14 protein-coding genes are annotated in these 22575 nt (G+C 53.8%); 6 read left to right on the top strand and 8 right to left on the bottom strand.

What is annotated here, in order from left to right; translation table 11 throughout:
* Positions 1 to 44: 44 nt before the first annotated feature.
* The 6 genes from NYE26_RS10600 to NYE26_RS10575 all read right to left on the bottom strand — a co-directional run bounded on the left by NYE26_RS10600 (position 45) and on the right by NYE26_RS10575 (position 8189).
* Entirely contained in the window at positions 45 to 1352 is a 1308-nt protein-coding gene (locus NYE26_RS10600; RefSeq protein WP_339255631.1) for an extracellular solute-binding protein, read from the bottom strand.
* A gap of 100 nt (positions 1353 to 1452) precedes the next feature.
* A complete protein-coding gene (locus tag NYE26_RS10595) occupies positions 1453 to 2283 on the bottom strand; it encodes a carbohydrate ABC transporter permease (protein WP_339255629.1) in 831 nt (276 codons plus the stop codon).
* Positions 2284 to 2294: 11 nt separating this feature from the next.
* On the bottom strand, positions 2295 to 3206 hold the full coding sequence (locus NYE26_RS10590; RefSeq protein WP_209875766.1) for a sugar ABC transporter permease: 912 nt from the start codon (positions 3204 to 3206) through the stop codon (positions 2295 to 2297).
* Between the two features lie 63 nt (positions 3207 to 3269).
* Positions 3270 to 4580: a sugar ABC transporter substrate-binding protein gene (locus NYE26_RS10585; protein WP_339255627.1), complete on the bottom strand. Its 1311-nt coding sequence runs from the start codon at positions 4578 to 4580 to the stop codon at positions 3270 to 3272.
* Between the two features lie 199 nt (positions 4581 to 4779).
* Positions 4780 to 6366 carry a response regulator gene (locus NYE26_RS10580; protein WP_339255625.1) on the bottom strand — a complete coding sequence of 529 codons (1587 nt, stop codon included), beginning with the start codon at positions 6364 to 6366 and terminating at the stop codon, positions 4780 to 4782.
* Positions 6367 to 6368: 2 nt separating this feature from the next.
* Positions 6369 to 8189 carry a sensor histidine kinase gene (locus tag NYE26_RS10575; RefSeq protein ID WP_339255623.1) on the bottom strand — a complete coding sequence of 607 codons (1821 nt, stop codon included), beginning with the start codon at positions 8187 to 8189 and terminating at the stop codon, positions 6369 to 6371.
* A gap of 560 nt (positions 8190 to 8749) precedes the next feature.
* Between NYE26_RS10575 and NYE26_RS10570 the strand changes: the two genes are divergently transcribed.
* The 3 genes from NYE26_RS10570 to NYE26_RS10560 all read left to right on the top strand — a co-directional run bounded on the left by NYE26_RS10570 (position 8750) and on the right by NYE26_RS10560 (position 15235).
* A complete protein-coding gene (locus tag NYE26_RS10570) occupies positions 8750 to 13939 on the top strand; it encodes an S-layer homology domain-containing protein (RefSeq protein ID WP_339255621.1) in 5190 nt (1729 codons plus the stop codon).
* Positions 13940 to 14143: 204 nt separating this feature from the next.
* Positions 14144 to 14701, top strand: a complete 558-nt coding sequence (locus NYE26_RS10565) for an XRE family transcriptional regulator (RefSeq protein ID WP_339255619.1) — start codon at positions 14144 to 14146, stop codon at positions 14699 to 14701.
* A gap of 54 nt (positions 14702 to 14755) precedes the next feature.
* Entirely contained in the window at positions 14756 to 15235 is a 480-nt protein-coding gene (locus NYE26_RS10560; RefSeq protein ID WP_339255617.1) for a YbaK/EbsC family protein, read from the top strand.
* A gap of 155 nt (positions 15236 to 15390) precedes the next feature.
* On the opposite strand, the gene NYE26_RS10555 is transcribed toward NYE26_RS10560, so the two are convergent.
* Positions 15391 to 16815, bottom strand: coding sequence for an alpha-L-fucosidase (locus NYE26_RS10555; protein WP_339255615.1), 1425 nt, complete (start codon positions 16813 to 16815; stop codon positions 15391 to 15393).
* 25 nt (positions 16816 to 16840) lie between these two features.
* On the bottom strand, positions 16841 to 18865 hold the full coding sequence (locus tag NYE26_RS10550; protein WP_339255613.1) for a beta-galactosidase: 2025 nt from the start codon (positions 18863 to 18865) through the stop codon (positions 16841 to 16843).
* 204 nt (positions 18866 to 19069) lie between these two features.
* On the opposite strand from NYE26_RS10550, the gene NYE26_RS10545 reads away from it, so the two are divergent.
* The 3 genes from NYE26_RS10545 to NYE26_RS10535 are packed head-to-tail and all read left to right on the top strand — an operon-like array spanning position 19070 to position 22556.
* Positions 19070 to 20716, top strand: coding sequence for an extracellular solute-binding protein (locus tag NYE26_RS10545; RefSeq protein WP_339255611.1), 1647 nt, complete (start codon positions 19070 to 19072; stop codon positions 20714 to 20716).
* Positions 20717 to 20755: 39 nt separating this feature from the next.
* Positions 20756 to 21667, top strand: a complete 912-nt coding sequence (locus NYE26_RS10540; protein WP_339255609.1) for an ABC transporter permease subunit — start codon at positions 20756 to 20758, stop codon at positions 21665 to 21667.
* Positions 21668 to 21686: 19 nt separating this feature from the next.
* Positions 21687 to 22556, top strand: coding sequence for a carbohydrate ABC transporter permease (locus NYE26_RS10535; RefSeq protein ID WP_036724892.1), 870 nt, complete (start codon positions 21687 to 21689; stop codon positions 22554 to 22556).
* Positions 22557 to 22575 lie beyond the last annotated feature (19 nt).

Below are 22575 nucleotides of genomic sequence, written 5' to 3'. Positions count from 1 at the left end.
CTCCCTGACTATATTCTAGAGGCATCTCCCATCTCCTGCTCAGGTCACTCTGATTTCCGCCGCTTGGCCGCAGCCTCATCAATCGCCTGCTGGATATTGGCCAGTGCGGTCTCCAAGGGCTGTCCGGCAAGATACTGGTTGACGCCCTCCAGAATCTTCACCTGGAGCGACTCGGTCGATACCGTATGCGGCCAATAGAGCGTGGCGTCCTCGCGCGTTACCGCAGCGGCAATGGACGAGACCGAATCGCTCCGGTCCGTCGGGGCCGAGATGACCGAAGGCACTGCCAAAGCGCCTGCGGCCAGCTTCTCCTGCGTAGCCCTGCCGTTCATGAACGCCACGAACTGCTTGGCCTCCTCGGGGTGCTCCGTCCGCGAGCTGATCACCCGGTACGTGCCGACATTGATATTCGGCACCGTCCGCACACTGCCCGGCACCATCATGAAGCGGATATCCTGAGCCGGATTCCGCTCCTTGATGCTGGGGATGTCCCAGGTTCCGGTAATAATCATGGCCGCCTGGCCTGTGCCGACCAGATCCTTGGCCTGCTCATGCTTCAGGCTCTTCCAGTTCGGCGGCACGAACCCCCGGTCGATAATCTCCCGGTGCTTCTGGATGGCATCCACGAACACCGGATCATGGGTCCGGATCTCCCCGCTCTCCAGCTTCTTCGTCCAGGCGGCATCCGCCCCGTTATCCGACATGATAGACCCCCAGAAGAACTGGGCTGTGGACCACTCCGCATCCATTGCCACCGGAATAAGCCCTTCCTGCTTCAGCTTCACGCAGAGCGCAAGGAACTCGTCCCAGGTGCGCGGAACCTCCAGCCCGAGAGAGTCGAACAAGGTTTTGTTGTAGAGCAGCCCGTCACTGTGCATGACCTCGGGCGCTCCGTATACCCGGCCGCCCACCGTAACCGGCAGCAGGGAGTTCGGGTAGAATTCCTTGAGGAAATCGGCTCCGGTCAGGTCCAGGTACATATCGCTCCGCAGAGCGCGGAATTCCTCGAACAGGCTGGGCGACCACGTATCGAATACATCCATCGGCTCACCGCCCAGCAGCCGGATCTTGATCCCCGCCGTATAATTATTGTTCTGGATGAAATCTGCATCGATCTGAATATGGGGATACAGCTTCTCGAATTCGGCAATCGCATCAAAATACACTTTGCCTGCTTGCGCCGTATCCAGCAGATAGCTGGAGTACCGGAGGATGACGGGTTCGCGGGTGTCTGCTGCTCCGCCTCCGCCAGACAGCAGGGAAGCGTCTGTACTGCTCCGGGCATCACAGCCGCCAATCATGAACAGCAGCAGAACAATGCTGCCCCCGATACCGGGTCTCCACTTCTTCATGACGCTTCCCCTTCCTTAATCTATTCTCCGTTCGCTTCTGTAACGTTCTTGCCCTATCGTTATATTCTGACCGATTCCATAGATTGCAGTCAACGGACAATCAGAGCTTGCCCCCCGAAGTTGCAATGCCTTCGATAAATTGTCGCTGGAACAGGATGTAGATGAGCAGCATCGGCCAAATGGCCAGCACGGAAGCCGCCATGAGCTCCGGATAGTCCACGGCGAAGGCGCTTTGAATCTTAGCCAGGGCCGAGGAGAGGGTCGCCGCGTCCGAGCTTGTGTTGACGATCATCGGCCACATCAGGTCCTTGAAGGAGAAGAGGGCTGTGAATATCCCGAGGGCCACCAGACCGGAGCGGACCAGCGGGAGCATGATTCTGGCGAAGGTCTGGCCGATATTGCAGCCGTCGATCTTCGCCGCCTCCTCCAGCTCCTTAGGCAGGCCCATGAAGAATTGTCTCAATAAGAAGGTGCCGAAGGCACTGACCAGCCCTGGAAACAGCAACGCAAAGATCGTATTGCGCATCCCCAGCGTATCGACCATCAGATATTGCGGGATGATGAAGATCTGGGTCGGCACCATCATCTGGAACAGCACCAGACTGAAGCAGAAGTCACGCCCCGGAAATCTTAGTCTGGCAAAAGCATACGCCGCCATCGCGCTGAACATCACCGCGCACAGCACCCTTAGAGCCATCATCGCAAACGTATTCCAGTACAGGATCAGGAAGTTATTCTGCCGCCATACCTCCAGATAATTCTCCACCCTCCAGGTCTTGGGGAAAAAGATAAACGGATTCATCGAGGTGGACTCCGTAACCGACTTGAACGAGGTCAGCACCATCCAGACGAACGGAAGAATCATCGCGGCTGCTCCCAGGAGCAGCACAAGTTGGGCTAAGATACGGTTAAGTTGTTTATGTTTGGCCATAGTGCCGCCTCCTACATGTAGTTGACCCATTTTTTTTGCGCTCGCATCTGGAAGAAGGTGATGATCATGATCAGCGCGAGCAACACCATTACAATCGCTGAGCCATAACCCTTGTTCGAGTACTTGAACGAGTTATTATAGAAGAGATACACAAGCGATACTGTATGGTCATAGGCCGGGTTACTCACATCGATCATCATATAGATGACATCGAACACTTGCATGGCCTGGATAATCGTGGTCACCACAACAAAGAACAGGGTTGGCGTTACAAGCGGCAGGGTAATCACGAAAAATTGGCGTACCCGGCTGGCTCCGTCGATATCCGAAGCCTCGTAGTAGTCCTTCGGGATCTCCTGCAGACCGGCGAGCAGCAGCACCATATTATAGCCGATGACACTCCAGATTCCGATCACCGCGATGGATAAGATCGCTACCCTCGGGTCCGTCGTCCAGTTGACGGCCGGAAGGCCCAGCTTGGACAGCCCGTAATTAATGAGGCCGTAGTGCTGGTTATACATCCAGCGCCATACCATGGTCACTGCCGCAGGAGCGGCGACCATCGGAATGAAATAGATCGTGCGGTACAGCGAGCGGCCCGCGAGCTTACCGTTCAGCAGGACGGCCACCAGCATGGCGATGGCAATGCTGACAGGAACGACCAGCAAGGTGTAGAGCAGTGTATTGCCGACAGCATGCCATACCTGGGGATCATGAATCAGCTTGCGGTAATTCTCCCATCCGATGTAGATATTGCCTTTGCCGAAATCTCCGCTCTTGAAGAAGCTAAGGTAAGCGGTCTGCACTATTGGAATGAAGTTGAGGACGATAAGGCCGATCATCGTTGGCGCAATCAGGAACCAGCCCCAGGACCATTCATTCCAGGTTTTGGCTCCAATTTTCCTCTTGACGGTATGATTCATCTGCTTCCCTCTCCTATCAAACTTGCGGCAGCCCTGAGGCTGCCGCAGGCATATGACTCTTGCTTATTTCTCTTCCGCCAGACTCTCATTCATCACCTTCGCTGCATTACGGGCTGCTTCCTCTACGGACACCTTGCCGGAGAACGCCGGCTTCAGCGCTTCATAAGCCTTGTCTTCCCAGACAGCCGTTGTATTGGAATACGGACGGATTACGCCATAGCTGACCATGTCAACGAATGCCTTGATGTTGAAGGTCTTGTTCGAATCCACCCACTTGTCAGCCGCGCCTTTGTACGCCGAGATGGCAACGCCCAGCTCCGCCTGGCGCTCCTGGCCGGTCTTGGAGCTTAAGTATTCCACGAACTTCCACGCTTCCTCCGGATGCTTCGTCTTGGCGTCAATCGCATTGCCCAGACCATTGTAGATGGAGGCCTGCGCAGCCTTCTTGGGCAGGACGGCCACATCGAAATTCTTCGCCATGAATTCGTTCTCTGTGAACCCGCTCAGGTTCCATGAACCGAACAGGCCCATCGCCGCCTTGCCGTTCTTCAGCAGATCGGCACGCTCGGCATCTCCGTACACCTCAGGGGACAGTCCGTCACGTACGAAGCTTATATAGAAATCCAGGGCTTCGATCGTCTTCGGATCGTCATAGCCTGACTTCTTGTCCGCTGTAATAATGGTGCCGCCATTCTGATAGACGAAGTTGTAATACCCCTCCTGGTTGTGCATCGGCGCGAGGAAGCCGTATACCCCATCCTTCGTGAGCGCTTTCGCGGCGCTGTGAAGATCATCCCAGGTCCAGTTCTCATCCGGGTATTTCACACCCGCCTGGTCAAACAGCGTCTTGTTGTACCACAGCCCGATGGTGTCGAAATCCTTCGGAACCGCATATTGCTTGCCCCCCAGATTATAGATCTGGTTCAGTCCTTCCGGGTAATTCTCCAGCTTGACGTCCTCGCTCTTACTGATGCGGTCTGTCAGGTCAAGCAGCATGCCGTTATTCGCGTAGCGGTAGATCTCATTGGAATGCATCCAGAAGACATCCGGCAGCGAGCCGCCGGTGGCTCCCGCTTCCAGCATCGTCCAATAATCGGACCAGCCGGTCACCTCGATATCGACCTTGATGTCCGGGTTCTTGCTCTCGAATTCATCGGCAATGGTCCGCAGACCCTTCTCCTGATTGGAATCCCAGATCGCGTAGGTCAGCTGGACCTTCTCTCCGCTTGCCGCCTGGGTGGCCGCTGCGGCATCCGTTGCCTCTGCCGGTGGTGAAGCCGATGTATTGCTGTTGCCGTTGCCACTGCCGCAAGCGGTCAAGGTGGCCGCTGCAAGCAGGATGGACAATACGGTTGCTAAGCTTTTTTTCTTCACTAGAATTACCCCCAACTTCCATTTAGGATGTGCTGCATCTGCTGCACCTCCAATAGTAGGTGAAGGGGGCAGGTATCGAAATGGCTGTTTTTTACGGAACATTTCCTTTTTTTGACCAATCCCCTGAAGATACAAAAAGTGCACCCGCAGCGGATGCACTTCTTTTACAGACTCTGTTCTTTTTTTGACAATTGCCGTTCTAGCCCCGGTATTCCTCAGGACTCATCCCGCTCAGCTTCTTGAACAGCTTGCTGAAGTACGCGGTGTTCGGATAACCCACACGCTCAGCAACCTCATAGACCTTGATGTTCCTGTCCCTGAGCAGGCTCTTGGCCTTCTCCATGCGCAGCCGGGTCAGGAAGCTGACGAAGTTCTCGCCGGTCTCCTGCTTGAATACCCTGCTGAGATAGGAGGCGTTCACGTTGATCCGGTCCGCTACGGATTGCAGGGAGATATCCTCCGCATACAGCTGCATGATGAGTTCACTCGCTTGCTCTGCATAGCTCCGGGAGGATTCGCCTTCCGACATCTGCGCCCTGCACTGCTCCAGATAACCGGCGACGGTCTGGTGCAGCCCCTCCAGACTCTCTTCATGGAGAATGCTCTCGTACACCGTAAGCCCGGCTTCATTCGGCTCGGGAAGCGCCGGGAAGCAGGACAGAATGGCGCCAAGCATCCGTATGTAGGTCGAACGCGCCGCCTGCTTCGTGCAGCCCTCCAGCAGCATAGTATCCTTCAGGCTGTTCAGGAAGGCAAGCGCCCCTTCGCTTCCGCTCTCGGTATCCTGCCTGAACTTCCGCATGCAAGGCTTGTCGATGAACAGCCGCTCCCCCCTTCTCTGACGGCTCCTGGCCTTATCATAGAAGGACAGGCCGCTCCCGCTGGCGAAGAACAGCTCGTCAAGCGCCATGTCCGCCTCCTGATAGGCCTGCTTCAGGCCGCCAAAGCCGGGAGCCGGACCGCTGACGCCGATGGACAGCGTCAGCTTCAGGAAATCCTTCATAGCCGCCTGAATCTTGGCGGCCGCGCGTTCAATCTCCGCGCGGACAATGCGCCCCTCCGGCCCGAGGTCCAGCAGCAGCACATATTCCGCAGAGTTCATCACAATGATCTCCTTCGCCCGCTTGCGCGGAAGAATCTCTTCAAGAATATTGGTGACTGAATAACGCAGCAGCTTCTCATCCTGCTCCACATACTTGCGTCTATGCTGTTCAAAATGGTTAATCCGCAGCTTCAGGAGCACCATCGGCGCATCTGCCAGGCGGATGCGCAGAGATTCGCGGTTAACCCGCACATCCCCGGCGGCCTTGAAGCCGCTGATCAGCTCCTTAAAGAGCGTCTCCTTCAAATACCCGATGCTCTCCTTGTAGGAGCCGGGGGGCATTCCGGAGGAGCTGCCTGCGGAGAGGCGGACCGCCCGCTTCTTAACCGTCTCCAGCACATGCACCAGCTCGTGCGGCTTCATATCGCTCTTGATCAGATAGTCCGCCGCCCCGAGCCTGAGCGCCTCCTGGGCGTACTGGAATTCCTCCAGACAGCTAAGGATGACGAATTGCCCGCCGATGTCCAGCCGCCGGGCCTCCCGGATCAGCTCCAGACCGTCCATCACCGGCATTTTGATATCCGTAATAATCAGATCCGGCCGGTGGGTCCCGGCCAGTTCCAGCGCTTCGCGCCCGTTAGCGGCCTCCCCCAGAATCGTAAATCCCTCATCTTCCCATTGAATAATCGATTTCAAGCCGATACGCATTAGCAGCTCGTCATCCACGATAAGCACACCCAGCATACTCAATAGGCCCCCTTCCTGTCCCGAATGGGAATTGTGATTACGAATACCGCACCTTGCCCCGGACTGCTCTCGAACGATACCCCGTACGGCTCGCCGTATAACCGGCGTACCCGCTGATGCACATTGATAACGCCGATGCCGCCGCTGTCCTCTGCACCGCAAAGCCTGCTGCGCAGCTTCGCTGCCGCCTCAGCGCTCATGCCCGCACCGTTGTCTCTGACCGTAATGGTGAGTTCAGCATTACCGGCCCGCCGGACCTCGATAGACAGCAGCCCGTCCTCCTGGTCGGCAATTCCGTGAAAGATCGCATTCTCGACCAGCGGCTGGATGCTCAGCTTCGGAATCTCCTGCTCCGCAAGCGTCTCCTCCACTTCCGAATGGAACTCGATCCGGTTGAAATACCGCACCTTCTGAATGATTATATAATGGCCGATGTGCTCCAGCTCCTCACGGATCGGCACCAGCCGGTTGTCCGTCTTGGCAGTATAACGGAGCATGGAGATCAGCGCTCCGGTCATCTCAACAATTTTCTCCGACTGCTGCATGGTGGCGATCCATTTGACTGAATTCAGCGTATTGTACAGAAAATGCGGACTGATCTGGGCCTGCAACGCGCGAATTTCAGCCTCGACCTTCTGCTCCTGCTCCACGTAGATCCGCTCCACCAGCTGCTTGAGTTCAGCGGACATCTGCTCGAACCGGCTGGCCATGACACCGATCTCATCATTCGAGCGGACCGCCGGGAGATTATCGAATTTCCCTTGCTCCACCAGCGTCATATTGCGGATCAGCTGCTTGATCGGCCGGGTGATCAGATTCGACATGTACACCGAGCTGGCCAGGGCGAACAGGATAAGCACGACAGCAATCGTCCACAGATTCCGCTTCAGGATGTCGCCTTCCACCGCGAGCTCTTCCACGGGCATATACATATAAGTCTTCCAGTTATGTTCCTCAAATGGCGACTGGATCAGAATATAGTCCTTGCCGGATACACGGACAATCTGCCTGCCTGAACCTGCGGCAAGTTCTTCCTCACGGACCGGGAAAAGTGTCCTGAACGGCTTGCCGATCAGGTTATAATTGTTGTTGAATATAATTATGCCGCTGTCATCGGTAACAGTGAAGGCCGAACGGTTGCCTGCCTCCATCCGCTTGTTCAGCCGGTTGATGAAATCTATGTCTACACTTACCGCCATTACGCCGATCAGCTTGCCGTTCTCCATATCGAAGATTTTGCGCAGATTATAGATCGTCCAATTGCTGTCCGCCTTGGTCTGCAGGTCCAGCCGGGTCGGCAGATCGCGCGTAATATCGTCAGAACGCAGGAATTCGGCGAACCAGTCCTCCTCACGGGGGTTATACGTATAATCGACAGGCTTGTTCGGGGCCACATAGAGGTCGCTGCCGTTCACCAGATTGTAGACATAGATAGAGATGGCGCGGTCCTTCATAGTGATGTAATTCATCAGCAATTGCGTGGCCTGCAGTTCGTTCGTCACGGAGCTGTCGTGCAGATAGTTCTGTACCGGGTAGTTCTCCTGCGAGACCGCTGAGATGTAGCTGTTAATCCCATAACTGGCGATGAGAGAAATCTGCTTCGTGTCCTCCAGGAATTCCTCGATGCGGATATTCGACTGTCTCGTCACATCGGCCAGCAGGTCCGTATATTTACGTTCAAGCATCTGCTGGGAGGAGATATAGGAGTTAGCGAACAGAATCACGACCGGAATCAGAATGGCCAGCAGGAAAAAGAACAGCATCTTGTTCTTCACGCTCACAAAACGGCGGCTGGGCTTCAAGGTGAAGGGAGCTTTCAAGTCATAACCTCCGGCGGCAGAGTTGGTGGAATACCTTTGTAGAATACCTTTAATGATAGACTCCCGGCTGCTTTCCCGCCACCCTGCTCTGCATGTCTTTTTTTTACTCTTTTCGTTCCCTTTTTTACATGTAGGGGGATTACGGGGAAAGGGCTGGCAGGATTCTACGGCTCCCGCCTCAGCTTCCCTGTCTGCCCGCTCCAGGCAGTAACCCAGAGACGTAAAGAAAGGAACAAAAACAGTAAAAAAGCTTGATTTTATAGTAAGGGTCATTCACTTAACATTCTCGGTGAAGCGAACAGCCATGACAGGGAGGTTGCGGTGCCTATGCGGAGATAGCGGAGATAAGTGTTAGTGAATAGAGAATTGTTCAAGTGCGCAGACCGTTCTATTAGGACAGGTATCCCCAAAAAAACAAAAGAGGTGAGTATCTATTGAGGCTATATCTTAAGCGTTCACTGATATCTATACTGGCAATTCTGACTCTCCTGCCCTCCAGTTTGGCAAGCGCTTCCACAGCTCCGGCCGCAGACCCGGTTCCTGTGGAAGATTCTGTATGGATGACTGATTCGGAGTTAGTGACCAATCCGGTTACGGCACCTGATTCCGATGAAACCCCTGCTTCCCCGGCGGAGCCGGATGCTGCTGCGGTAGCGGATGCTGCTGCACTGCCGGAGGCTGCTCCTGTTCAGGAGACTGCGCCGGATCAGCTCCAGTTGAAGACCGCTGCTGAGGCGGTCCCGCTGTTCCAGTGGAGCTTCCGCTCCGGGCAGGTGCTTGACCGCACCTCGGTGGTAAACAGCGTCTACCCCGATGCGGCCGCTGAACACGCCGAGCTTAAGGGAGTAGCTGCCATTGTCTATGACGACCAGCGCGGAGACGTCCTCTCTTTACCCGGCGGCGGGAACGGTACTGCCTGGCTGAAGCTGCCCGATCAGCTCTACAGCAGGATCAAGGATGAACTGTCCATCTCCTTTTGGGCCAACATCGACTCTTCGGCTAACGCCTATAACCGTCTGCTGTCCTCCACAATTGCCGAGAAGGGGCTGAGCAATGCCGGGGTAAGCGGCTGGCAGGACTCCGAGTTCATTATCATCGCCGGGGACGGCACGTTCAGCAACCGGATCTATACCGGCACGAATCCAAGTCAGATTGCCAGCTACAAAGGCGATATCGTCTGGAACCGTAACCCGGCCAAGGGCAAGTGGCAGCAGGTGACCGTCACTATAACCAGCAGCGGGGCCTATGAGGTATACCTGGACGGTGTTCCTGTTGGCATCAAAGGTCTGGATCAGAGCAAAAGCTCATCAGGAGCGACCATGCCCTCCGTTCTGGAGCATTTTTTCTCGCGTGATTATCTGAACGCCCTGAAATTCAATGATTTCGGCAGATCGCTCTATACCTCGGATGGAGATATCAAGGGGAAATTCGACGATCTGCGGATCTACAATGTCCAGTTAAATGCCAATCAGGTCAGCGCACTCTATGCAGAGACGAAGCATGAAGAGAACACTTCAGCCAAGCCGGCCAAAATCTCGGTTGATCTGGCAGACCGCTCGCTCGGACCTGTATTCCATGGCTCTTCCGGCGCACTGTATGCGATCAGCGAGCCGAATGTGCCGGATATCAATACACTGATTCCGATCAAGCCCTCGCATATCTCCCAGAAGCCGCCGAACGGCATCCAGCACCCGACTGGTGACGCGCTGCGGGTGTCGGACTATTTCTTCGAGGCTGGCGGGGAAGCTGTAAATATCGTTATGCAGGATTATTATCAGCATTGGTACTATCCGTCCAGAACGGCTAACGAATATATTCAGGAAGCCGTCATTCCGATTACAACGGCAGTCAAAGCGTATAAAGAGCAATGGGCGGCGGCGAATCCGGGGCGGGATGCGGATGCCAGATTCATCTATATCCCGTTCAATGAGCCTGAGCAGAACAATACCCGTTATCCCCAGCTGCTGGCGGATAACCAGATAGGCAAGAATTCAAGAGCTGTATTCAACAGCGACTGGCTGGCGGTAACGAAGAAAATCAAGGAGATTGACCCCGGTGCAGTCATTTCCGGAGTGAATCTGACCCAGTACGGAGCCAAGGTATTCGAGGATTTCATTCCCTACTGCGTAGAGAATGACTGTCTGCCGGACATTATCAGCTGGCATATGCTGTGGGACAAAGCCTTCAACCAGGCTCCCTCGAACGTAGCAACCTTCCGGACGGTGGAAGCGGGGTCCGTGCAGCGCTATAAAGAGCTGTACCCGGACCGGACGGTTCCCTTCCCGATCAAGGTGGACATCAACGAGTATGCCGCTACCTCGGAGATTGCCGTAGGCGGATCGCTGATTCATTACATTGCACGTTATGATGAGCTGAAAATGAACAGCATGCTGCCGTATTGGAACACGGCCAACTCCTACGGGTCCCTGCTCGCCGGGCAGAACGAGCCTAACGGGGCATGGTGGCTCTACAAGTGGTATGCCGATATGATGGGCGGCGACATGGCCAAGATTGAGGTCATCAACGCCAGACATGAGAATGATGCCTTCGGCCCCGGCTTGTACGGGCTAAGCTCCATTCAGGACAACAAAAAGCAGGTCAGTATCGCGTTCGGAGGCACACAAGGAGACGGCCAGATCGTGTTCAATAACGTGACCGGCAATGGGAACAGCCCCTCCTTCCTCACAGAAGCAGAAGCGGTGCATATCACCGTATGGCATGCTGGATATACGGGCTTGACCGGATTTCTCGTAGAGCCTACCCAGATCCTGGACCGTGATTATCCCGTCAAGAACGGCTCGGTCACACTGGATGTCAACCTGAACGATTACACCTCGGCGTATTATGCAGTCATTACTCCGGCTGTAGATCATGCCCCGAAGGAGACTTTCTATAAGCGCTTCGAGGCTGAGAATGCGCAGGTGCGGACCAATGTGACCCTGACGGATCACTATCCGCGCAAGAGTACCGGACGCTCCGCCTCGAACGGCCAGTACGTCCAAGGCATCAAGGCTGCGGACAGCCTGGTGAAGTGGACCGATGTTACGGTTCCGGCAGACGGGAGCTACCGTCTGGATCTGATTGGCGGCAGCGGCGCAACCTCCACCCTGCGCAATCAGTCCAATACCGGAGATGCGAATCAGCGCATCAATTCCGAATGGTTCATCAAGATTGACGATCAGCCGGCAACGAAGGTGGTTCTGCGTGCGGATTACAACATGCAGCTGCTAGGAGGCAATACGATCTTTGCCGATCTGACGCAAGGAACGCATTCCATCGGCATCAGCAAATACAACCCGGATACGGGAGAAGCAGGCCAGGGCGAATCCACCCTTGACGCGATGGAATTAACTTATAGCGGTGTGTTGGGCGCAGAGCCGAGCTACCGTGTTCAAGCGGAATTCGCCGACTATGATTCTGCGCTGGGATTATCCAGAGAGAGCAGCCTCGAAGGCTTCGAGGGTGCCGGATATGTGACCGGCTACGGCAGCAGCCAGAACGCCAATACCCGCTTTGTGGTAAGTGTGCTGCAAGACGGCATGTATGATCTGCAGATCCGCTATGCCGCATCGGGCGCAGGCAAATTGCAAATTCAACATGACCGCAAGCCACTCGTGGATCTGCCTGTTACCGATACCGGAGGACAATGGCAGACCGCTACAGTACCAACCTTCTTACGCACAGGCATTAACCTGATCGATGTGCGGTCCAGCGCTGCGCTTAGCCTGGATTATATTAACGCAGCCTTCGTCAGCCAGACTTCTGTATATTCCGTTGAAGCAGAGGCGGCAACGGTCGTAGGTACTCCGGCCGGCTCCGAGCTGCCGCTCATCCGCGAGGATGCCTTTGCCAAATATGCTTCAGGCGGCAAATATGTGAACGGCATTACCTCCTTCGACGGAGCAGAGCGGTATCTGGAGCTTAAGGACATCACGGTGTCCAAAGCAGGCACTTATAAACTGGTTGTTACCTACGCGAACGGTGAAAGTGCGGGGACACATGCCTACAACAATGACGTTGTTGAACGGTATGCGCAAGTAAGCGTCAACGGGGGCGAGCCGCAGACGGTCTTTTTCAAGAACACCATCTCATGGCAGCAGTTCGCCACACAGACCTTTGATGTTGAACTGAAAGCAGGCACCAACAGCATCCGTTTCTCCAACAATAATACGTATGACGGCGGCTCCAATCCTTATGGAGGAACCGGGGCGCAAGGCTTCACTCCTTACACAGCGGTTCCGCGCCAATACGCGCCTGCGTTCGACCGGTTCGATATTTATGCGCGGCATACGCTTGCGATTGACGACGGCGGCAATAACGGCGGCGGTGATCCTGGCGGCGGTAACAACGGCGGCGGTGATCCCGGCGGCGGCAATAACGGCGGCGGCGATCCTGGCGGCGGTAACAACGGCGGCGGCGATCCTGGCGGCGGTAACAACGGCGGCGGCGATCCTGGCGGCGGCAATAACGGTGGCGGTGATCCTGGCGGCGGCAACAACGGCGGCGGCGATCCTGGCGGCGGTAACAACGGGGGCGGCGATCCTGGCGGCGGTAACAACGGCGGCGGTGATCCTGGCGGCGGTAACAACAACGGCGGCGAAACTGGCGGCGGCAATAACAACGGCGGTGGCACTACCGTTGGTACAGTCACCCCTGTTCAGCCCGAAGCACCAAGCGGCAGCGGCCATTTGACCGTCGAAGCAGAGGTGACAGGAACCACTGCTACAGTCACACTGGATGCGCAGAAAGTAAAAGCGGCAGAACAGATCACCGTCTCGTCTCCGCTCGGCACCTTCCACTTCCCTGTAAAAGCGGTTGATACCGCAGCTTGGGGACAGCAATTGGGAACCGGGGACTGGAAGCTTAAGGTCAGTATGACGGTCCTGCCGGAACAGCGGCAGCAAGAGATCCTTCAGGCTGTTCTGGCAGCCCAGGGCAAATTAATCAGCCCTGCCATTGAATACACGGTAACAGCTGAAGCCAACGGACGCACAGTCGAGATTCCAGGGTTCAAGGGCAGCCATTCCCGGGGCACCCTGCAGCTCGACAGTCCGGCAGACAGCCGGAATACGACCGTGGTCCGGATCGGGAAGGACGGAAGCTTCACCTTCGTCCCGGCGGTCTTCAACGGCACCGGTGTAACCTTCTACAGTCCAAGCAACGGGACATTTGCGGTAATTTCAAGCAACAAGACATTCGCGGATATCAAGGGGCACTGGGCACAGCCATCCGTCGAAAAGCTGGCCTCCAAGTACATCCTCACCGGCTTAACGGACAGCAGGTTCGCACCGAACGCTACCACAACGCGCGCGGAATTCGCAGCGATGATGGTTCGTGCGTTAGGCTACTCCTCCTCCGGTTCGGCAGATGTTTCGTTTAAGGATACCCCCTCCGGCGCATGGTACACCGGAAGTGTCGGAACAGCCGCTGAGCTGGGTCTGGTGCAGGGCGGAACGGACAATAATTTCCGGCCGAACGACATCATTACCCGCCAGGAGATGACCATTATTCTGGTTAAGGCGATGGCCCTTGCAGGCTCGCCGCTCCCAGCTTCAGAGCTTCAGCCTGCAGCCTTCAAGGATGCAGATAAGATTGCGGGCTGGGCGCAGCAGGATGTGGCCAAGGCGGTTCAGGCCGGCCTGATCACCGGTACACCTGCCGGGCAATTCCAGCCGGGTCAATCCGCAACCCGTGCGGAAGCGGCAACCGTCATCCTCCGCTTGCTGTCACAAGCGAAATTAATGAACTAAGCTATGCTATCAACACCATAAAAATCAAGCAGAGTAGCGATTCTCCAATAGCAGGAGAATCGCTGCTCTGCTGTTTTTGGTTTATGGAGGCTTGTTTATAGAAGGCAGCTTACATTTCTTGCACTTCATTTATTGGTCTTGCATCTGTAGTTTGTATGTTATAATATATTAAAAAATGTTATGACATACGTCAGGAGTGATGCAGTGCAATCGCCAGTATTAGCTATTGGAGAACGGTTAAAAGAAATACGAGCAACTAGAAATCTTACACTTGAAGATGTTTCTCAACTTACCGATGTAAGTAAGCCCATGCTTGGACAAATTGAAAGAGGGCAGTCTTCACCAACTATTACAACTCTTTGGAAAATCGCAGTAGGCTTAAAAGTTCCTTTATCTTTATTATTGGAAGAGCTAGAAGAGGAGTGCAGTGTGGTTGATACACTGTCCAAAAACGCTATCCTCGAAGAGGATGGAAAAATGAGAGCCTTTCCTGTTTTTCCTTTTGACCCTACCCGTAACGTTGAAATATTCTATATCGAATTTGATCCCGGATGCCAGCATCCATCTAAAAAGCACCTTGATGGTGTGGAAGAATATGTTTTTGTGGAGCAAGGTATGTTAGAAATGGTAGTCAACAACAAAAAAATTGTTCTAAAAGAAAAGCAAGCACTCCGCTTTCGGGCTAATGTTTCTCATTCCTATAATAATCCCTATCAAGAACCATGTGTCATTTACAACATGATTTTTTACCCAAGAGCATAGGCAAGTTTCATCTATGATCTTCTAGACAATATTTAAAAATGAGGTGTGATGATTATGGCAATTGAAAAAGTAAAAGATTTTTTCAAACAATATGGGATGGATTCTCAAATTAAAGAATTTGAAGTATCTAGTGCAACCGTAGATTTGGCTGCATCTGCATTAGGTTGTGAGCCAGAGAGAATCGCAAAAACACTTTCTTTTATGGTAAATGGACAAGCTGCTTTAGTAGTTGCCGCCGGGGATGCAAAAGTGGATAACAAAAAATTCAAAGAGTATTTCAAAACAAAAGCAAAAATGCTTTCTCCAGATGAAGCCATTGATAGGGTTGGTCATGCAATTGGAGGTGTTTGTCCATTTGCTATTAAAAATGATGTCTCTGTTTATCTAGACATCTCTTTAAAACGTTTTAAGACAATCTATCCAGCTTGCGGGAGTAGCAATAGTGCGATTGAACTTACAATAAAACAATTAGAACAATACTCTAGTTATTCAGAGTGGATTGATGTATGTAAAGGATGGAATGATTGCACATAAAACTGGAATTTCCGTGGTACCGCCAAGTTATCACCCATGGGACGCTTTCAAAAGTTCCACCCAAGACCCAAGTGTAAACATACATCCTACTCCAAACAAAGGGGCGTCCCAAGCAGCCATTATATGGCTTATGGGACGCCCCTTGCTGTCTCGGCTTACTCCACCGCGCTCAGATACACTTCAAATGCGGATAAGGTCGGGCACCAGCGTGATTTATCTATGGTCAGGCGGATATACCTTGCCGTAACCTCCGGGAATTTGAGAATACGCTTGTGTCCGACAACCGTACATTCACTGAACCTTTTCCAGATAGCTCCGTCCAGATATTCCAGATGAAGCTGTTCGATACGCTGGCCTGACTGGATATGCTCCTTGAGCACGATCGTATCGAAGGACTGCTCCGCCTTCAGATCAATCTCAATGGAAGCCTGCTCCGTACCTTCCTCCGGGCACCAGAATGTATCTTTATTCCCGTCCAGTACCCGGCCGGCCGCATTGGCCTCTCCCGCCGTCTCCGTTGCGGTGGCCTGAGCCTCCGCGGCGAGATTATGTGCGAAGGTGGACCGGATTACCTTTCCCAGCTCGGCCATTCGCCGGGCATCGTTCTCATGAATGAGACCGCGCTTGTCAGGCGGAAGATTGAGGAGGAACGTCGAGTTCCCGCCAACCGACTTATCATAGATGTCCAGCAGCTCTTCGAGGCTGCGGACCTGGTCGTCCTCAGCAGCGTGGTAGAACCAGCCGGGCCGGATCGAGGTATTCACTTCCGCCGGATACCAGACGAGCTCCTTCCCGGCGATGGCTTCCCGGCTCCCCAGATTCTCATCGCGGGAGTTGCTGCGTCTGGCGAATTCGCCGTCGTCCACATGCTGCGACTCTTCCTGGATTTTCTCGCAATCCTGCAGCTCTGCCGGAACGACACTCCACTCGGACTCACGGGTATGGCCGGCCTCATTGCCGCACCAGCGGACGTCCGGACCGCATACGGAGATCACCGCGCCCGGCTGCAGCTCCCGGATCACCTCATAATATCCGTCCCAGTCATAGACCTGCTTCAAGCCATTCGGACCTTCACCGCATGCACCGTCGAACCAGACGCAGAAGATGTCCCCGTACCCGGTTAACAGCTCACGTAATTGATCCTTGAGATATTCGTTATACTCCGAAGTCCCGTACCGGCTGTCATGGCGGTCCCACGGAGACAAGTACACCCCGAATTTCAGTCCTCCCTCACGGCAGGCATCCGCTACCTCCTGTACCATATCGCCTTGGCCATCACGCCATGGACTGTGCTTCACGGAATGCCCGGTATGGCTGCTGGGCCAGAGACAGAAGCCGTCATGATGCTTGCAGGTCAGGATCAGGCCTCTCATTCCCGCCGATTTACACACCTCCACCCACTGTTTGGCATCAAATTCTTCGGGATTGAAGATTGCCGGTGCTTCGTCGCCGAGCCCCCATTCCTTATCGGTGAACGTATTGATTCCAAAATGTATAAATGAATAGAATTCCAGCTCCTGCCAGGCCAGCTGCCGTGGAGAAGGTACTACTTGCGCTGCGATTCTGATATTATCATTCATCCCTATGCTCCCCTTTGATAGTAGTTTAGTACGTTACCAGCTCTACCTCATAAGCGCCCAAAGTCAGCGAATCCGCGAAGCGGCTGCCGGACAGCAGCCCGGATGCCTCCCTATCCAGCTGTATGGTCTGCTCTATACCGGTGGTGTTCACACAGAGTAAAGAGCCGTCTTCCAGGCTGCGTGCGACCACGCCTGAAGGGGTAACCGGACCTTTCTGGATGCCAAGCGCCGGGTACAGCCTATCAAGAAGCAGACTTAGAAAATCGGCATCTGCCGGTATCGCGACATAGATCGCCTCTCCCTTGCCATAACGGTTCCGCGTGACTGCGGGCGACTTCTCGAGTGTATTCGTGAACGAAGCCACAGTCTCTGCCGTGCGGGCTTCCAGTATCTCGTAATAGCTGATCTCAGGCTGACTTTCCTGCTCCCCGAGGAGAATAGCCGGCTTTTCCCGTTCCAGATGAAGCTCTGTCTTCTCAAGACCTCCGGCATTCTCCGCAGGCGTATGGCTTCTGGTTCTCATGAAGGCTCCGCTGCGGATGCCGAAGACATCGCTTAGCCCGCCGGGCATCGGGGTATCGAACACGCGGTTATGCTCATTGACCTTCGCAGAATACGCCGTCATCACAGCGGTGCCACCTGCCTCAACGAAGGTTCGAATGGCGGCCGCTGAGGCTGTATCCATGACGGCATGTCCCGGCACGATCAGGATGCTGTAATCCTTCTGCATATTGCGCAGATTCACAATATTACAGTCCAGATTGGCCCGCTCAATAGCCTCATAGGCCTCCAGGACTTGCCGGGTATAATCGGTTTTGTAGTAACTCCGGTTGCCGTCCATCACCTTCAGGCTCTCGTACGAGTAAGCGATGGCAATCTGCGGAGAGGTCTGTCTGGGAAGCCCGCATTCCTGCAGCAGCTTGAATTCCTCCGCGATTTGTTTGAACTCCTCATACTTCCAGCCTGGCGTGCCGTCATGATCCACCAGACCGAATACATATTGCTCCTCACCGCCCAGCATCGTCCGCCAGGTCCATGCGCAGACAGCCTGAGCCCTGTGGACAAGCGAGAGATAGGCATACATTCTCATGGCCAGGCGCGGGGAAGCGTAGCCTCCGAAGTCGCCGGTCTGGAATTCAAGGCACCAGATGGGCTGGTCAAGCTCGCCAATACGGTGATCCATGAAGAAGCAGGCGGCGGTCAAGGCCCGTCTGTCCTCGGGATTGGTGCCGGGGTAGAACCCGATACCAGGGAGATCAATGATCTCCTCATATTGCTTCAGATAATCGAACCCATAGCCGGGATTCTCTGACCAGTGATTCGTAGATTCTCTGGCATCAGGCGCGAACTGCCTTACAATCCGGCTCAGACCCTGCATATAAGCCAAGACTTCATCGGAATAAAATCGCCACATGTCCAGCACCCGTTCCGGCGCGCCTTGAATCTGGCCGGACACTGGAAGCACAACATCGTGGAAGCTGCTCAATTTGCGCGACCAGCGCTGGGTAGTCCATGCCCGGTTCAACTGGTCTACCGTGCCGTACTTGTCTTTCAGCCAAGCTTCAAAGCGGTCTCTGGCCTCTCTGGAATAGGAAGGCGCTCCCGAGCCCAGCTCATTGCACAGTCCGAAGGCATACAGGGCCGGATGATTCCGGTATTTACATACCAGTGTCTCGGCGAACTTATACGCGTATTCCTGGAAGGCCGGGTGGCCGATATCCTCCATATAGCGTGTTTGCGCTTCCATACGGATGCCGTTTGTATCGGTCCGGTCAATCGCCGGATACTTCTTGTGGAGCCATGTCGGAGCCGGGCGGGTTGCGATATCCAGCACGACCTGTATACCCGCCTCGTGAAACAGATCCATGACTTCATCGAACCATTCAAACGTAAAGTTGCCTTCAGAGGGCTCAAAGCTGTCCCAGCACAAATGCCCCAGCCGGACAACGTTAAAGGATGCTGCCCGCATCCATTCAATATCTTGTGCCCATCTCTCCTTGGGCCAGTCATGCGGATGGTAATTCGCTCCTGCATACAACAATCTAATCACCGCCATATAAAAATAGTAAAATACACAAACTATATTAAATGCTGCCTTGATAATATGAAATATAATAAATGAATCAATTCATATAATAAAATGAAAGTAAAATAGAACGGCCAATATATTTGCATGAATCTCGCAATATTGTTATTTATCCCTGGGTCCCATGGGCGATATACTAAACAGCATCACATACAGGGAGGTCAATACATGAAGATAAAGTTTGCGAAGCAGGCGTCTATCGCCCTTGTGGCCGGAGTCCTGCTGACAGCTGTTGCCGGCTGCAGTGCGGCATCCGATCCGGGTCAGGCTGCACAGGGGGATCAGGGAAATACCGGGCAACAAGAGGCTACGATTACCTTAGGCCGTGTGGTCGGCTCCGACAACAAATTCAAGAATGGGGAGACCATCGAGAATAATGTCCACACCAAATGGGCCAAGGAGAAATTCGGCATTGACTTTAAGGTAGATTGGACCGTAGGAACCGGAGATGCTTACACGACCAAGCTCCGCCTTCTGCTTAACTCCAATGAAAAGCTGCCGGATGTCTTCACCCTGAACGATCCGACGCTTGAGAATCAGGTCGTCGATTCCGGCAAGGTGATGGATATCGACGAGGCTTTTGACAAGTACGCTTCGCAGCGGCTTAAGGATCTGTACGCCCAGTACCCCGAAATATGGAATACGGTTACTTATGACGGCAAGCATTACGGCCTGCCTACCTTCAACGCCAACAGCTCTTTCAGTGTGCTCTGGATTCGCCAGGATTGGCTGGATACCTTAGGCCTGAAGGCGCCCAAGACTATCGCGGATATGGAAGCTGTAATGGATGCGTTCGTCAACCGCGACCCTGACGGCAATGGGATCAAGGATACCCTCGGATTATCCCTGTCGCTCAAAAAAGGCGTCACGGCCGTGAAGGACACCTTCATGGTATCCAGCGATTTCCTGTTCGGACAATCTGCTATCCCTACTTACTGGACAGAGGGGCCGGACGGCAAGCTTCAGTACGGCTCTGTTCAGCCTACAGTCAAGGAGGGCCTGATCAAGCTTAGCGAATGGATGAGCAAAGGCTATCTGGATAAAGACGCCGGGATCATGGATGAAGCCAAGGCGGCGGAGAGCTTTGTTCAGGGCAAATCCGGCATGGTCTTCGGCCCGACCTGGATGGCTTCCTATCCGTTCAGTGCGGATATGACCTTTGATTATGTACCGGTTCCCATTCCTGCAGGCATTGACGGCAAAATGGGCTTTGGCAGTGAACCGCAATCCTCCGTCCGCTTCTATTTCAACAAGGATTTCAAATATATGGAGGCCTTCTTCAACTATCTGGACGCCATCATGGGACCCGGCTTCTACGATCCTTCCTCCGAACTGGCTAACGGCTGGGCCGAGGGCTACGACTATGTCATCGTGGACGGCAAACCGGTCTATGACCAGGACAAAATCCCGGGCGGATGGATTGATGTGAAGAAATACACCATCTACGGCAACGACATTCAGACGCCCAAAAAGGAGCTGGAGGTCATGGCCAAGCTCGGCCAGGGCAAAACACCTGAAACCCCTTACGAAATGTATTTCTCGGCCAGACCGAAGAAATGGGCAGAGGCTGCTGCCGTACTGCAGACTTACATCGACGAAGCTTCCGTATTCGATAAATATACCGGCCCTCCGACAGCAACCATGGCACAAAAGGGGGAGCTGCTCCGCAAAATGGAAAGTGAAGCTTTCCTGAAAATTATTTACGGGCAAGAATCGCCGGATTCGTTCGACAGCTTCGTGGAGAAATGGAAGTCCTCCGGCGGAGATGATATTACCAAAGAGGTGAACGAGTGGTATCAGGCGCTTAACCAATAGAAGACTTTTGTCAAATGAACCTATAGAGGAGTTGTCCGGATGATGGAATGGAAGAAGAGCAAGACGCGATTTACTCGCCAGCTACCTCTTCATTTGCTCATACTGCCATCTGTAATCTGTCTGCTGATCTTCAATTATGCGCCTATGGCGGGGCTGTTGATGGCTTTTCAGGACTTCAAGCCCCGGCTTGGGTTCCTGCATTCACCATGGGTTGGCTTCGAGCATTTTCAATATATGTTTACTTATCCTGACAGCGTGCAGGTCATCTATAACACCCTGCTTATCGCTTCGCTCAAGATCACGGCCAACATTATAGTCCCGATCCTCTTTGCCTTGCTGCTGAATGAGGTTCGCGCGCTGCTGTTCAAACGGTTCGTGCAGACACTCGTATATCTCCCGCATTTCCTGTCCTGGGTGATTCTGGGCGGGATTCTGACAGATATCCTAGGCAACAAAGGAATTGTCAATCACCTGCTGACGCTCCTTGGCACCGATACTGTATTTTTCCTTGGAGACGGAACCTGGTTTCGGATCACCGTAGTGGTCAGTGATGTCTGGAAGGAGTTCGGCTTCGCCGCAATTATCTATCTCGCCGCCATGAGCGGCATCAATATGTCGCTGTATGAAGCCGCCGAGATCGACGGTGCAGGCCGGTTCAAGCAGACGCTCCATGTCACCTTGCCGGCGCTGGTTCCCGTTATCCTGGTTGTGGGCACGCTCGCGCTGGGCAATATCCTCAATGCAGGCTTCGACCAGATCTTCAACCTGTACAATCCGCTGGTCTACCGGGAAGGGGATATTATAGATACCTTTGTATATAGGGTAGGTCTCATGAACGGCTCTTTCAGCTTCGCGACCGCCGTCGGCTTATTCAAATCGGTCATCAGCTTCATCCTGATCGTTACGGCTTACCGGCTGGCCTACCGGTTCGGAAATTATCGCATCTTTTGAGTAAAGGCAGGCGGAATCTATGTATCGGAAAACAATCTCTTACCGCTGGTTTACAGTGCTCAACACTGCGCTTCTTGCAGTTCTGGCCGTATTATGTATCCTTCCCCTTGTGCATGTTGCGGCCGTATCCTTCAGTTCCAGTGCGGCGGCTACGGCTAATCAGGTGTTTTTCTGGCCGGTCGGATTCACGGCTGAAGCCTACTCCAGAACGCTTACGAATCCCTTGTTTCTGCGTTCCTTAATTCTATCTGTGGAAAGAACGCTCGCCGGAACCCTGCTGTCTATGGCGTTGACCGTTACCGCCGCTTATACCCTGTCGCGTTCATTTTACGGCAGAAGCTTCTACTCCTGGTTCTTTGTCTTCACCATGCTATTCAACGGCGGCCTGATTCCAACCTATCTGCTGATCACGCAGCTTCATTTAACCAACACGCTGTGGGTCCTGATTCTGCCGTCTGCGGTGAACGTGTTCAATACCATTCTGATGATGCAATTCTTCCGCGCCATTCCCAAAGAGCTGGAGGAGGCGGCAAGCATTGACGGGGCGGGTTATCTGAGGTCTCTGATCACGATCTATCTTCCTTTGTCGCTTCCCTCCCTGGCCACCTTATCCTTGTTCTCGATGGTCTGGCATTGGAACTCATGGTTTGACGGGCTGATCTATATGACTGATTACCGGCAGTATCCGCTGGCGACATTTCTGCAGACGATCATTCAGAGCGGCGACATGCGCAACACGAACATTGATCCCAGTCAGCTGAAAATTCTGTCGGAACGCACGGTGCGTTCTGCGCAAATCCTGATAGGAGCATTGCCGATCCTGCTCGTCTATCCGTTCCTGCAGAGGTTCTTCGTACAAGGGTTGACGATGGGCGCAGTTAAAGAATAAGATAAGCACAAAACTTAGG

The sequence above is a fragment of the Paenibacillus sp. FSL P2-0136 genome, assembly GCF_037975325.1.
Classification (GTDB): domain Bacteria; phylum Bacillota; class Bacilli; order Paenibacillales; family Paenibacillaceae; genus Paenibacillus_AQ; species Paenibacillus_AQ silagei.
The sequence above is the reverse complement of the archived record's forward strand: the minus strand, read 5'-3'. Positions and strand labels throughout refer to the sequence as shown.

What these genes read in the sequence shown, in the direction of transcription:
- NYE26_RS10600 (WP_339255631.1), bottom strand. Translation starts at nt 1,352, where the DNA reads ATGAAGAAGTGGAGACCCGGTATCGGGGGCAGCATTGTTCTGCTGCTG.
- NYE26_RS10595 (WP_339255629.1), bottom strand. Translation starts at nt 2,283, where the DNA reads ATGGCCAAACATAAACAACTTAACCGTATCTTAGCCCAACTTGTGCTG.
- NYE26_RS10590 (WP_209875766.1), bottom strand. Translation starts at nt 3,206, where the DNA reads ATGAATCATACCGTCAAGAGGAAAATTGGAGCCAAAACCTGGAATGAA.
- NYE26_RS10580 (WP_339255625.1), bottom strand. Translation starts at nt 6,366, where the DNA reads ATGCTGGGTGTGCTTATCGTGGATGACGAGCTGCTAATGCGTATCGGC.
- NYE26_RS10570 (WP_339255621.1), top strand. Translation starts at nt 8,750, where the DNA reads ATGACTGATTCGGAGTTAGTGACCAATCCGGTTACGGCACCTGATTCC.
- NYE26_RS10560 (WP_339255617.1), top strand. Translation starts at nt 14,756, where the DNA reads ATGGCAATTGAAAAAGTAAAAGATTTTTTCAAACAATATGGGATGGAT.
- NYE26_RS10555 (WP_339255615.1), bottom strand. Translation starts at nt 16,815, where the DNA reads ATGAATGATAATATCAGAATCGCAGCGCAAGTAGTACCTTCTCCACGG.
- NYE26_RS10545 (WP_339255611.1), top strand. Translation starts at nt 19,070, where the DNA reads ATGAAGATAAAGTTTGCGAAGCAGGCGTCTATCGCCCTTGTGGCCGGA.
- NYE26_RS10540 (WP_339255609.1), top strand. Translation starts at nt 20,756, where the DNA reads ATGATGGAATGGAAGAAGAGCAAGACGCGATTTACTCGCCAGCTACCT.
- NYE26_RS10535 (WP_036724892.1), top strand. Translation starts at nt 21,687, where the DNA reads ATGTATCGGAAAACAATCTCTTACCGCTGGTTTACAGTGCTCAACACT.